Source organism: Pseudarthrobacter sp. NamE5 (assembly GCF_005796225.1).
Classification (GTDB): Bacteria; Actinomycetota; Actinomycetes; order Actinomycetales; family Micrococcaceae; genus Arthrobacter.
Window position 1 is genome coordinate 76,207 of record NZ_VAHO01000010.1, and the last position, 12,740, is coordinate 88,946.

The 12,740-nt window shown below is 65.2% G+C and carries 12 protein-coding genes; 6 read left to right on the forward strand and 6 right to left on the reverse strand.

The features are described from left to right. Nucleotides 1-16 precede the first annotated feature (16 nt). Both FDW84_RS13040 and FDW84_RS13045 read left to right on the forward strand, forming a co-directional pair. On the forward strand, nt 17-1,549 hold the full coding sequence (locus FDW84_RS13040; RefSeq protein ID WP_138609962.1) for a dihydrolipoamide acetyltransferase family protein: 1,533 nt from the start codon (nt 17-19) through the stop codon (nt 1,547-1,549). A gap of 26 nt (nt 1,550-1,575) precedes the next feature. After that, on the forward strand, nt 1,576-2,193 hold the full coding sequence (locus tag FDW84_RS13045; RefSeq protein ID WP_138609963.1) for a phosphatase PAP2 family protein: 618 nt from the start codon (nt 1,576-1,578) through the stop codon (nt 2,191-2,193). Nucleotides 2,194-2,235: 42 nt separating this feature from the next. Here the strand turns inward: FDW84_RS13045 and FDW84_RS13050 are convergent, their stop codons facing one another. The 6 genes from FDW84_RS13050 to FDW84_RS13075 all read right to left on the reverse strand — a co-directional run bounded on the left by FDW84_RS13050 (nt 2,236) and on the right by FDW84_RS13075 (nt 7,423). After that, nucleotides 2,236-2,577 carry a hypothetical protein gene (locus tag FDW84_RS13050; RefSeq protein WP_138609964.1) on the reverse strand — a complete coding sequence of 114 codons (342 nt, stop codon included), beginning with the start codon at nt 2,575-2,577 and terminating at the stop codon, nt 2,236-2,238. Between the two features lie 155 nt (nt 2,578-2,732). Next, on the reverse strand, nt 2,733-3,161 hold the full coding sequence (locus FDW84_RS13055) for a universal stress protein (RefSeq protein ID WP_138609965.1): 429 nt from the start codon (nt 3,159-3,161) through the stop codon (nt 2,733-2,735). 44 nt (nt 3,162-3,205) lie between these two features. Further along, nucleotides 3,206-4,498: an aminotransferase-like domain-containing protein gene (locus FDW84_RS13060; protein ID WP_138609966.1), complete on the reverse strand. Its 1,293-nt coding sequence runs from the start codon at nt 4,496-4,498 to the stop codon at nt 3,206-3,208. Nucleotides 4,499-4,545: 47 nt separating this feature from the next. Further along, nucleotides 4,546-5,241, reverse strand: coding sequence for a GerMN domain-containing protein (locus FDW84_RS19760; RefSeq protein ID WP_240721505.1), 696 nt, complete (start codon nt 5,239-5,241; stop codon nt 4,546-4,548). A 263-nt stretch (nt 5,242-5,504) separates the two neighbouring features. Then, nucleotides 5,505-6,749 carry a non-homologous end-joining DNA ligase gene (gene ligD, locus FDW84_RS13070; protein WP_138609967.1) on the reverse strand — a complete coding sequence of 415 codons (1,245 nt, stop codon included), beginning with the start codon at nt 6,747-6,749 and terminating at the stop codon, nt 5,505-5,507. 116 nt (nt 6,750-6,865) lie between these two features. Next, nucleotides 6,866-7,423: an NAD(P)H-dependent oxidoreductase gene (locus FDW84_RS13075; RefSeq protein WP_138609968.1), complete on the reverse strand. Its 558-nt coding sequence runs from the start codon at nt 7,421-7,423 to the stop codon at nt 6,866-6,868. A 126-nt stretch (nt 7,424-7,549) separates the two neighbouring features. On the opposite strand from FDW84_RS13075, the gene FDW84_RS13080 reads away from it, so the two are divergent. From FDW84_RS13080 to FDW84_RS13095, 4 genes are all read left to right on the forward strand, one after another. Then, nucleotides 7,550-8,164, forward strand: a complete 615-nt coding sequence (locus tag FDW84_RS13080) for a TetR/AcrR family transcriptional regulator (protein ID WP_138609969.1) — start codon at nt 7,550-7,552, stop codon at nt 8,162-8,164. Nucleotides 8,165-8,519: 355 nt separating this feature from the next. After that, nucleotides 8,520-9,503 carry an ABC transporter permease gene (locus FDW84_RS13085; protein ID WP_138133637.1) on the forward strand — a complete coding sequence of 328 codons (984 nt, stop codon included), beginning with the start codon at nt 8,520-8,522 and terminating at the stop codon, nt 9,501-9,503. Nucleotides 9,504-9,505: 2 nt separating this feature from the next. After that, the gene (locus FDW84_RS13090; protein ID WP_171046779.1) at nt 9,506-10,495 is read left to right on the forward strand and encodes an ABC transporter permease; all 990 of its coding nucleotides are present in this window, start codon (nt 9,506-9,508) and stop codon (nt 10,493-10,495) included. Further along, entirely contained in the window at nt 10,492-12,726 is a 2,235-nt protein-coding gene (locus FDW84_RS13095) for an ABC transporter ATP-binding protein (protein WP_138609970.1), read from the forward strand. Before FDW84_RS13090 ends, FDW84_RS13095 begins: the two co-directional genes overlap by 4 nt. Nucleotides 12,727-12,740 lie beyond the last annotated feature (14 nt).

Consider the following 12,740-nt stretch of genomic DNA (forward strand, 5'->3'; position numbering starts at 1 on the left):
CCCAACCGAGGACACCATGACTCTGAACAAGTTCAACCTGCCGGACGTCGGCGAGGGCCTGACCGAGGCGGAAATCGTTTCCTGGAAGGTAAAGCCGGGCGACGCCGTCGCCGTCAATGACGTCCTTTGCGAGATCGAAACGGCTAAATCGCTCGTGGAGCTGCCTTCCCCCTTCGCCGGGACTGTCACGGAGCTGCTCGTTCCCGAAGGGGTGACCATCGACGTCGGCACGGCCATCATCAGCGTGAGTGATAACGTCGCCGGCGACCCCACGCCTGCGGACACCCGCGCTCCTGAGACTCCCGTGCAGCCGCTTTACGGAAAGCTTCCGGAGACCGGCGGCGGCACAACAGACGGTGCCTCCGCCGCGGAAAGTTCCCTGGCCGGCGGTCCGTTGGTGGGCTCCGGTCCCAAGGCAGACGCCGTTAAGCGGCGGCCGCGGATTTCGAGGGGAACAACTATCGGCGGCGCCGCGGGCGACCTGTCCGTCAACGCGCCGGAGGTGGAGCCTGTCCAGCCCCGGACGCCAGCGGAAGTGTCTGCAGCGCCGGGGATGCCGGCAGGAGACACACAGGCCCCCGCGGAAACCGCAAGCGCAGCCCCGGTGGATAACCGTCCCACGCTCGGCGGCACCATCACAGGGCTGGTCAATCGGGTCCTGGCCAAGCCTCCGGTCCGCAAGATTGCCCGGGACCTGGGGATCGACCTGGCAGACGTGGTGGCCACCGGACTCCGCGGCGAGGTGACGCGGGAGGACCTGGTCAGCTACCAGGCGCAGCGGGACGCGGAACTGGACAAGGCGGACGGATTCTGGGGCAAGGCGGGCAAGCCGCAGGACCAGCGGAATGAGCGGATTCCCGTCAAGGGTGTCCGCAAGGCCACGGCCAAGGCCATGGTGGATTCCGCGTTCTCGGCACCGCACGTGAGCATCTTCGTGGACGTGGATGCCAGCCGCACCATGGAGTTCGTCAAGCGGCTCAAGGCGTCACGTGACTTCGAAGGCATCAAGGTGTCGCCGCTGCTCATCCTGGCTAAGGCCGTGATCTGGGCCGCTGCCCGGAACCCCAGCGTCAATGCCACCTGGGTGGACAATGCGGACGGAACCGACGGCGCTGAGATCCATGTCAAGCACTACATGAACCTGGGCATCGCCGCAGCCACTCCGCGGGGCCTTATGGTGCCCAACATCAAAAACGCCCAGGACCTGTCCCTGAAGGAGCTGGCCCAGGCCCTCAACAACCTGGCCGTCACCGCCCGCGCCGGCAAGACCAAGCCCGCTGAGATGCAGGGCGGCACGCTGACCATCACCAATATCGGTGCCTTGGGCATTGATACCGGCACCCCCATCATCAATCCCGGTGAGGTTGCCATCGTTGCCTTCGGCACCATCAAGCAGAAGCCGTGGGTCCTGGACGGGGAAGTAATTCCGCGGTGGATCACCACCCTCGGCGGCTCCTTCGACCACCGCGTGGTGGACGGTGACCTGTCCGCCCGCTTCATGGCCGACGTCGCAGCCATCCTTGAGGAGCCGGCGCTCCTCCTCGACTAGTGCGGGGGCTCAGGGGAAGACTGGACGTGAGAACCAACAGCAGCACCATCAGGGTGAAGAACAGGACCGCCAGGTGGCTGAGTGAGGTGTTGCAGCCCCCTGTGGTGGTAAGCATCCAGCTGCTCATCAGCCCCCTGACGCAGCCGGGCTTCCCGGAGACCGTGGGCTACGGTGCGCTGGCGGCCCTGTTCGTGTGCGTGCTTCCGCTGTTCCTGCTGCTCGTGCTGGTGCGGCTCGGAAAAGTGACGGACCACCATGTCAGCGACAAGCGACAACGCGCTCCCGTGCTGCTGATGGCGCTTGCTTCCATCCTGGCCGGCCTCGTGGTGCTGGGGGCGGCGGGCGCGCCGGAGAGTGTGGTGGCCATGGTGCTTGCCGTGGTGGCGGGAGTGGTGGTCGTAGCGGGGGTGAGCCCGTTTTGGAAAATCAGCGGGCATGCTGCCGCGATGTCCTCATCAACGGTTATCGCCGTCCTCATGCTCGGGCCGGCCTGGTCTCCGTTGCTGCTCCTGATACCGGCTGTTTGCTGGTCGCGCGTAGTGCTGCGTGCGCATTCGGTAGCCCAGGTGATCGCCGGCTCGCTCTTCGGCGGCATTGTCATGGCGGGAATCTGGTGGGTGCTGCAGGGCTGGATGGTGGTTTAGGCCGGAGGCACCCGCACCGCTGTAAAGCTGCGTATTCCCGATCTAATACGCTGAGTACGGGTTGGCTGTCAGCATCTCCAAAGTGGCCGGGTCGGCGGTAGCGCCCAAAACCACTGCGGCTCCCGCCATCAGCACGCCCATCGCCGTTGCCATACCTGCCCAGGCGGTCAGGAGCTTCCAGTCCTCCCGCAGCACGCTGCCCACGGTCTCGGGAAGCTTGATGCCGGGTGCGATGAGGTTGGGCGCGCTGTCGACGCTGCCATCGTCCAGCCAGGCCACTACCTGGTCATTGTCCCGGTCGACCCGCATGGAGCAGATGTGGTTGCCGTGGCGGGCCAGGAGGATGTCGTGGCCTGCAAGGTGGCGGCGCTGGAGAGTGATCAATGGTGCCCCTTGATGGTGGTGGATGCTGAGTGTCCGCGCCGTTGGGGCCGTATTCAATCTTATCTTCGTGCGCAGGGCGAAAGCCCTGGAAAGGCCGTGAGAACAGACACCCCCACAGCGACGTGCGCCACCAGGGGGAATGTCCGCGGTAACTGTTAGTCGGCGTCGTAGGTGTTGGCGATGTAAACGTCGCAGGGAGCATTGTGGGCAACACTGTTGGCGACGCTGCCCAGCACCCTGCCGATGCCGTGCATCCTGCGGTTTCCCACCACGATGATCCGGGCTTCCGTCCGCAGCGCTTCCTTGATCAGCGCATCCGCCGGCCTGCCGCGGGCGGCGGAGTAGGTGATCTTGATGTCCCTGCCCAGCGAATCCGCGACCGTACGGGCAACATGCTCGGCGGCATCGGCGTCGGACACTATCCACTGGTCGCTGCCGCTGCCGAAGACCTCCGTGCGGTCGCTGTCGAAGGCCGACACCACATGGAGGGAGACGCCCAGGGCGGCTGCGAGATCCCGTGCCGCTTCCGCTGCCTTCTTTGCCGTGGCGCTGCCGTCCACGCCGACAAGTACCGTGCCGCTCATCCCTGCTCCCTTTGCTTGGTCCTATGGCACTGTTCAGGCCTACGCTACAGTGCGGCGATGGCTTCCTGAAGCACCGGCGCAAGGCGGCGAACCCCTTCGGCAATGGCCTCGGGCGGCACCGCGCTGAAGGCAAGGCGCAGCTTGTTGGACGGCTCGTCCGACGGCGTGAAGGCGGCTCCCGGAATAAACACCACCCCCGCCTCGATCGCCTTATGCAGTAGGGGATACGTGTCCACACCTTCCGGGAGCGTCACCCAGACGAAAAAGCCGCCTTCCGGGCTGGTCCAGGTGGTCCCTGCCGGCATATGTTCCGCCAGGGCTGCAAGCATGGCCCTACACCGCTCGGCGTACAGGCTGCGGTACGTCTCGATCTGGCCCTTCCAGTCGTACTCGCGCAGATACGCAGAGATGAGCATCTGGTTGAACGCCGGCGGGCACAGAGTCACCGATTCCGCTGCGAGGTAATACCGGCGCTGCAGGTGTTCGGGAACCAGGGCCCAGCCGATGCGCAGCCCTGGCGCGAAGATCTTGGAAAAGGAGCCCATGTAGATCACGTCGCCCGGGTTGCCGGCCCGAAGCGGCGGAAGGGGCTCCCCGCTGTACCGGAGCAGCCCGTACGGGTTGTCTTCGACCACCAGGATATTAGCGTTGCGGCATATGTCTACAACCTGCTGGCGCCGGTTTTTGGCGAGGGTTATTCCTGAGGGGTTGTTGAAGTTGGGAATGGTGTAGAGAAACTTGATGCTTTTACCGGCCAGCTGGAGGGCTGCGATCTTTGCCTCCAGGAGCTCGGGGACCAGGCCCGACTGGTCCATTTCCACACTTACCACCTGGACCTGGTACGCCTCGAACGTGTTCAACGCGCCCACGTAGGTTGGGTCTTCAACCAGCACCACATCGCCAGGGTTGCAGAAGACCTTGGTGGCCACGTCCTGGGCGGACTGCGAACCGGCGGTGATCACCACGTTCCGGGGCAGGGCATCATGGATGCCTTCCGCGGCCATCACTTCACAGGTCTGGTTCCGCAGCTCTTCCGAACCTTGGCCGCTGCTGTACTGCAGCGCAGTAAGCCCGTCCTCCGCGATGATCCTGGCCGCGGTGGCGGCAAGCCGGTCCAGCGGGAGGGACTGCAGGTAGGGACTCCCGCCCGCCAGTGAGACGAGCCCCGGGCGCATGGAGATGTCAAAAACATCCCGCACCGCTGACTGGCGGATGTTTGCGGCGCGTTCAGAGAACAGCTCGTCGTGGCGGTGGGCGGAAGTAGCCGCCCGCTCGATGGCATCAATGGCTTCGGCCGGCAGCGTCCCTGCTGCGGCGTCCAGTGTTTCGTGGCTCACATCATCAGGATACAGCGGAGAGTTGTCTTCAAAGCAACATCCGTTGACTAGCCCAGCGTCAACGCCTCCGTCAGGGTACGCCCGTTGACGTAGATTTCTGCGCGGATGGCACCGACTGAGGCCAAGGCTGTCTGGGTCAGCTGGGCTTCCATCCGTGGAACATCGCAAGTGCCCCCGGGCCTCAGGACGCCCGTCAGGTATACCGTCACCGTGGTGCCGTCGAAGCTCCCGGCGAGGAACTTCAGCCGTGATTCGGACAAGGCGTTGTAGGCCGTTGCACCCCCTGCGGAGTGAACCGCTTGCTGCGGCGCGTTCAAAAGTGCTCCGATGGCTGCGGCAAGCGGCTCCTCGCCCGCCCTGCTCTCCTGGGCGAATCCCACCAGGCTGTCGTTGCAGCCAAACCGCACGCCGTGCTTGCCGCCGTCGTCCAGCAACACGTAGTAAGCCGTTACCGTGGCCGCCGCGATCCTGTCGCCGGTTGCGGGGCCGGGGCTACCGGCTGCCGGCGACTGCGGCGCCGGGTCCGAGGGGGACGGTTCGGTAGCCGGAAGGGAACCCCCTTGCCCGCTTGGGGCGGGAGTGCCTGTGCCATGAGCGTCCGCATCATCGGGATTATCGCGATCTCCCGCTCCGTCCGGCGGGGACGGTGGAGCGGAGGTTCCAGGCGGGGCTGCGTTTTGAGGCTGCGGTACCGGGGTCAGGGACGGCGGCGCGGCGGCCGGCGTACTTCCAGTGATGGCCATGGGAGCGGAAGAAGCCGGCGCTGGTCCGCGGACGTCCTGGATTGAGCACCCGCCGAGGCACAGCGGAAGCGCCAGGCTGGCTGCCGCCGCCCGCCGCGCTGCCCTGCCTTTTTCTGAACTCGACCCTGCCCGCATGCCTGCACCGCAATCCTGTTTCCGGTCCGGTGGATTAACGTTACGGCCCGCCGCAACTGGGCGAAAATGCCGGGACAATACCGGTTGGGACAAGAGTTGGTCACGGCGGGAACCCGTGCGCGGGGACGTCAGGGCGCCGGTTGCCCCGGCCACTCCCTGCCAGCCCACGGGTCGTAGTCGGCAACCAGTTCCTCCTGTGGGGGCCGGTCCGGCTCGGGGACGTGCTGCAGGTTCACGCGGACCCGGTACCAGAGCGAGCTTGATCCGCGCATCCCGTCCACCAGGACGTCGGCGGGGTGCAGGGCCGGAACCAGGTCCGCGTGCCGGGACTTCCATTCGTCCAAGGCGGCCAGCGCCTCGGATTTGGTCTTGGTGCGGGCCACCTCGATGAGCGGCATCACGGACTGGCGGCGGCCCGACCCATCACCCCCGCGGGGAGGTTTCTCGGCGGGGCCGAGTTCGGCTGCCAGCGCCAGCAGGCCTTCCAGCGTGCCGGCCGCGTCGTCAATCCCCTCGTGGGGGTCGCCCATGTCAGCGAACCGCCCGGGCACAGTGCGGACGGTGAACTCCTCCGGGCGGGCTGAACGCACCTCGTCCCAGGTGAGCGGCATGGACACGCGGGCATCCGGCAGGGGGCGGACCGAGTACGCAGACGCCACGGTGCGGTCTTTCGCGTTCTGGTTGAAGTCGACAAACACGCTCTCGCCGCGTTCCTCCTTCCACCACCGTGCCGTGGCCAGGCCCGGAGCGCGGTTTTCCACCTCCCGGGCAAGGGTTTCGGCTGCGAGCCGCACATCGCGGAAGGACCACCGGGGTGCGATTCGCACCAGGATGTGAAGACCCCGCGAGCCGCTGGTCTTCGGCCAGCCCACCAGCCCCACGTCATCCAGGACTTCGCGCGCCACATGGGCGACATCCACGATCTGGGACCAGTCCACCCCCGGCATCGGATCAAGGTCCACCCGAAGCTCGTCCGGGTGCTCAAGGTCCTCCGCACGCACGGGGTGGGGGTTGAGGTCGAGGCAGCCAAGGTTCACGACCCATGCAAGTCCTGCGGCATCCCGGATAACCGCCTCTTCAGCTGAAGTCCCCGATGCATAGCGGAGAGTGGCCGTATCAATGAAGTCCGGATGGTTCTCGGGGACCCGCTTCTGGAAGAACGGTTCGGCGTCGATGCCTTTCGGAAAACGCTTGAGCACCATGGGCCGGCCGCCTGCGCCGCGCAGCGCGCCGTCCGCCACTGACACGTAGTAGCGCACCAGGTCCAGTTTCGTAAGCCCCGGCCCCGGGAACAGCACCTTGTCCGGACTGGAGATGCGTACCTCTGCTCCCGATATCTCCAGGATCTCTGCCGGCGCCTTCGAGGGGTTCATTCCGCCACGCTAGCAACGATCGGACCGCGCAGCCAGAACCAAAGGGGCGGCCCGATAGGCAGCAATGCCCCGGCCCACCTTGGGCGCCGGGGCACTGACGTCAGGGAGTGCGGTGGCTATGCCGCCGGCTGGGAGGCAGCGAGGGCGTCGAACACGCCCTTGATCTGCTCCACGACCTCAGCGTCGTCCTTGGGGTGGATTTCGGCAAAACGCACCATGGAACCCGGAACGGCCAGCTTGACGTCTTCCAGCACCTGGGCACCGGCGATGCCTGCAGCCTTGCGGGCCTCGTCCTGGGCCCAGACGCCGCCGTACTGGCCGAAGGCGGTTCCGACGACGGCCGTCGGCTTTCCGGCGAGGGCTCCGGCGCCGAAGGGGCGGGACAGCCAGTCGATGGCGTTCTTCAGTGCTGCGGGGACGGTGCCGTTGTGCTCGGGGGTGACCAGCAGGACAGTATCAGCCTCGCTGGCCGCGGCGCGCAGAGCGGCGGCGGCGGGGGGAACCTGGCCTTCGACGTCGATGTCCTCGTTGTAGAAGGGAATGTTGCCGAGGCTTTCGTGAATGACGACGTCCACCTGATCGGGTGCATTGAGCTGGATCGCTTCGGCGAGCTTCTGGTTGGTGGATTCTGCCCGGAGGCTGCCGACGAGGGTGAGGACAGTGCTCTTGGTCATGGGAACTCCTTGTGTTGGGTCCGCGGGAGGAGCCGCGGAGGGTTCGAGAGCTGAGGCAATTGCTGCCTTCACCAGGGTAAACGGACTGTGGTCCGCTTCTTATTCCCAAGGGCTAGACTGGGGAATGTGAGCTTAATCCCACCGGGACCGGGACCGGGATCGGCGCAGCGGCTTGGGGCTGAACGCAGCGACGCCCTGCGGAACCGTGAGCGCCTGCTGTCTGCCGCCCGTGAACTAATCAGTGAATGTGGGGCGGAAGGCCTGACGATGGATCGGTTGGCCGAGCAGGCGGGAGTGGGCAAGGGCACCGTCTTCCGCCGGTTTGGCAGCCGCGCAGGGCTGATGCAGACGCTCCTTAGCGAGTCGGAAGCTGAGTTCCAGGCCCGCTTCATGTTCGGACCGCCGCCCCTGGGGCCGGGCGCTCCGGGCCTGGAACGCCTCATTGCCTTCGGCGCCGGTCGCATTGGCTACGTCATGGAGTATGGGGACCTCGCCCTTGCCGCCGACAGTGCTTCCCGTGGGCTGGCCGAAGTTCCCGCTGCGGCTCTCTGGCAGCGCCATATTGAGGTCCTGCTGCGGGAGGAGGGTTTTGAGCCGGAACCCTGGCTCATGGCCGGTTCCCTGGCATCCACCCTTGACCCGGCCCGGCTGTTAAGGCTGGCCCGGGGCCACGGCGTGACGGTTGACCGGCTGGTTGCATCCTGGACGGATCTTGTCACGCGGGTTGTCGGGGCCGCGTAGATTACGTCAGCCGCTACCGTACGTCCAGTCAAATCAACTTCACAGAACTATTCATAACGATCTGATACGGCCGCCCGCTTTTCCGGGCATTCTCCCGCAAATTCGGGTGCGGCTTGTGATAGTTTCCTCTGGAATGTGACCCGCGACATAGTCCACCCGGATTGCCTGCCAAGGCCGCGGGAAGCCAGCCACCCGCTGGCAGAGGACCCAATGAAGCGGCACAACCCCCGCTGATCCGGGGATAACGGAAGGATTCAGCACGTTGATTGTTGATATGCCCAACACCCAGACACACCAATGCAACGCGCAGTTTCCCTCCCCCCGGCATATGGCGGCGAAACGGAAATAACCCTCCATGCTCAGGTATCTCGCCAAGCGCGGCATTACGTATATTTTCATGATTTTCCTGACCACCTCGGCGGGATACTTTCTGGCTGTCAGTTCCCTGAAACCGGCTCTGTTGGAACAGGAGCGAATTCCCCGCCCCACTCCGGAGCAGGTAGCCAACTCCATGCGCCTGAAGGGCCTCGACCCGGACCTCAGCCCCTGGGAACGCTATGTCGAATGGCTTACGGCGATCGTCACCCGCTGGGACTGGGGCCGCAGCCCCAACGGTGCCTACATCAATGCTGAATTTGGCGACCGCGTCTGGATCTCCACCAGGCTCTTCCTTGCCTCGATCATCCTGACCCTCGTCATCGGGGTTGCACTGGGCGTCTACTCGGCCGCACGCCAGTACAAGTTCCAGGACCGGGCCATCACCTCGTATAGCTACCTCGCCTATATCGTGCCCGCGCCCATCGCCTACTTCCTGGTGCAGTTGGGCGCCATCAGCATCAACGAGACCGTGGGGGAGCGGATTTTCTTCGTCACCGGCATCTCCACACCGGGCATCCAGCCGGGCTGGGCCCAGTTCGTGGACATGTTGGCGCATTACGCGGTTCCCACCGTCGCCATCACCCTCGTGGGGTGGGGCTCCTACCAGATCGCCCAGCGCCAGTACCTCCTGGACAACGTCAACGCGGATTTCGTCCGGACGGCCAGGGCAAAAGGGCTTACCCGGAACCAGGCTATTTCCCGGCATGCACTGCGGGTCTCGTTCATTCCGGTAGCCCAAAGCATCGCCTTCACCATCCCGGCCATCTTCGCCGGCGGTTTCTTCGCGGAGAAGATCTTCGCGTGGCCCGGCGTGGGGTCGTGGAGCATCGACGCCATCTCGCTGCAGGACGTCAACGCCGCCACCGCCACGCTGGCCTACGGTTCGGTCATTTTCGCCCTCGGCGCCATCCTGGCGGACTTTGCGACTACCCTTGTTGACCCGAGAGTGCGGGTGCAGTAACCGTGACCAACCTTAATGCCGTCGACCCGGCCGCCGTTGCCCAGGACGCACATCTGGAGGGTGCCGACGTCGTCATCGGCAAAAACACCATCATTTTCCGCCGCTTCATGCGGAACAGGACGGCCGTGGCGGGCCTGGCCATCTTCCTTGCCTTGACCCTTTTCTCCTTCATCGGCGGCTATTTCACGCCGTGGGACAAGGAAACCATCGACCCCTTCAACATCGGCATGCCACCGTCGGCTGAGCACTACCTCGGCACGTCCCAGGCGGGTATTGACCTCTATGCAATGACGGTGGAAGGCACCAGGATCTCCATCCTGATCGGACTCATCGTAGGGCTGGTCTCGGTCCTTGTTGCCGCTGTCTACGGCTGCACCATGGCCTACTTCGGCGGCAAGGTGGACAAGGTGATGCTCTTCATCCTTGAAGCGCTCATCATGATGCCGGCCCTCCTGGTGGTTGCTGTGGCCACCAGCGGCGGAGGGGAAGGGCTCAAGCGGGACCTGCCCTCATGGCTGCTGCTGATCATCGTGCTGTTGGTCTTCAGCTGGATGGGCACCGCCAGGCTGATCCGTTCACTGTCCATGTCCCTGATGCAGCGGGACTTCGTCAAGGCAGCCCAGTACATGGGCATCCCGGCCCGCAGGATCGTCTGGCGGCATCTGGTCCCCAACATCGGATCGCTCCTGGTCCTGGACATCACCCGCGGCGTCACCGGCGCCATCCTCGCCGAGGTGGCCTTTTCCTTCATCGGCATCGGCATCAAGGTGCCGGACGTCAGCCTCGGGGTTCTTATCGGCGGCGCCACGTCCCAGGTGCAGACCTTCCCGTGGATGTTCTGGGTACCGCTGGCCGTCATGTTCCTCCTCACCGGCTCCCTGGCCATGATGAATGACGGACTGCGCGACGCCTTCGACCCGAGCTCGAGCTCCAGCGGCAGCGCCACAAAACGCAAAGCCCTCAAAACCCGTGTGAAGAGGAACGCGTCATGAGCAGCGAAATAACCACCGGGGCGGGCCACACCCAGCCGGACGTGGAGCGGTTGCACGTGGCGGGCCTGCACGCCCCATCGGATGCTGTCCTGTCCGTCCGGGACCTGAACGTCCGCTTCAACACCGAGAACGGCGTGGTCCACGCCGTGCGCGGAGTCGACTTTGACCTGCTGCCGGGAAAGACGCTGGGCATTGTGGGGGAGTCCGGGTCAGGAAAATCCGTCACCTCGCTGGCCATCATGGGCCTTCTGCCGTCCACGGCCGAGGTATCCGGCTCCGTGATGCTCAAGGGCAGGGAACTGCTGGGCCTCAGCGATAGGGCCATGTGTGAATACCGCGGCAATGAACTGGCCATGGTCTTCCAGGACCCGCTGTCCTCCCTGACACCGGTGTACACCGTGGGAGCGCAGATCCTGGAGGCGCTCACCATCCACAACCCCACCATGAGCAGGCAGGCTAAAGAAGCCCGCGCCGTCGAACTCCTGGCCATGGTGGGCATCCCCAGCCCCAAGGAACGCCTCAAAGCCTTCCCGCACGAATTCTCCGGCGGCATGCGCCAGCGGGTGATGATCGCCATCGCCATCGCCAACAATCCGCGGGTCCTGATCGCGGATGAGCCGACGACGGCGCTGGACGTCACCATCCAGGCCCAGGTGCTGGAGGTGCTGCATACTGCGCAGGAGGAGACAGGTGCCGCCGTCGTGATGATCACACACGATCTCGGCGTGGTTGCGGGCATGGCGGACGACATCATGGTCATGTACGCCGGCAAGCCTGTGGAGACGGGCGCGGTTGACGATATCTACTACAACCCCCGGATGCCCTACACCATGGGCCTCCTCGGCGCCGTTCCCCGGGTTGACGTTGCAGAGAAATCCTCGCTGGTCCCCATCGAGGGCATGCCGCCTAACCTGATCCACGCTCCCACGGGCTGCTCGTTCGCGCCCCGCTGCCCGCTGGCGTCCGACGCGTGCCTGGCGGGCGAGCCGGCGCTGGCTCCGGTGCCGGGGAGCGCCCTCCACCGGGCCGCGTGCATCAAGTCCGGCTCCCTCGGCGGCGACGTGGATGTCCACGATGTTTTCGCCGCCCCGCCCGTACCGGTATCCCGCTTTGATGCCGTTCCGCGGGAGAAGCGCTCCACTGTCCTGCAGCTCAAGGACGTCCGCAAGCACTTCCCGCTCACCAGGGGTGCCCTGCTCAAGCGCCGCATCGGCACCGTCAAAGCCGTGGACGGCCTGAGCTTCGACATCCGCGAGGGGGAGTGCTTCTCCATCGTGGGGGAATCGGGTTCCGGCAAGACCACCACGCTGCTGGAAATCATGGAGTTCCACAAGGACCAGGACGGCGAAGTGCTGATCGGCGGGATCAGCAACAAGCAGGCCAATGATTCGCGGACGAAGAGCGCCATGCGCCGGGAACTGCAGATGGTCTTCCAGGACCCCACCGGCGCCCTGGACCCCCGCTTCACTGTTTACGAAGTCCTGGCCGAGCCACTCCAGAACGCTGGCATGGACCGGCAGGCCATCAAGGCCCGCATCATGGAGCTGATGAAGCTGGTGGGACTGCAGCCGGACCATGTCAACCGCTTCCCCAACCAGTTCTCCGGGGGACAGCGCCAGCGGATCGGCATAGCCCGAGCATTGGCTGTGAACCCCAAGCTGGTGGTCCTCGACGAACCCGTGTCCGCACTGGATGTTTCAGTCCAGGCAGGGGTCATCAACCTACTGGACAAGCTCCGGGCCGAACTGGGCCTCAGCTATCTCCTGGTGGCCCACGATCTCTCAGTGGTCCGGCACATTTCCAACCGGGTGGCCGTCATGTACCTGGGCAAGATCGTGGAGATCGGCGAGGTTGACCGGGTGTTCGACAACCCGCGCCACCCGTACACCCGCGCCCTGCTCTCCGCCATCCCCGTTCCGGACCCGGAACTGGAACGCACCCGCGAACGCATCATCCTTCAAGGGGACCTGCCCTCCCCGCTGGACGCCCCCAAGGGCTGCAACTTCGCCACCCGCTGCCCGGTTTTCGCGGCACTCCCGCCGCTGAAGCAGGAGAAATGCCTGACCCTCGAACCGCCGCTGGAACCTGTGGCACCCTCGGCGGCCGCCCAGGCCCTGGCGGCGCATCCGCTGCCCGCCCCCGACCAGCGCTTCGCCTGTTTCTTTCCTGACGGAGAGATAGACGAGGACATGCTGGTGGTCCACGAACAGGCAGACCACCATGCACCCTAGGCTTTTCCGACCCA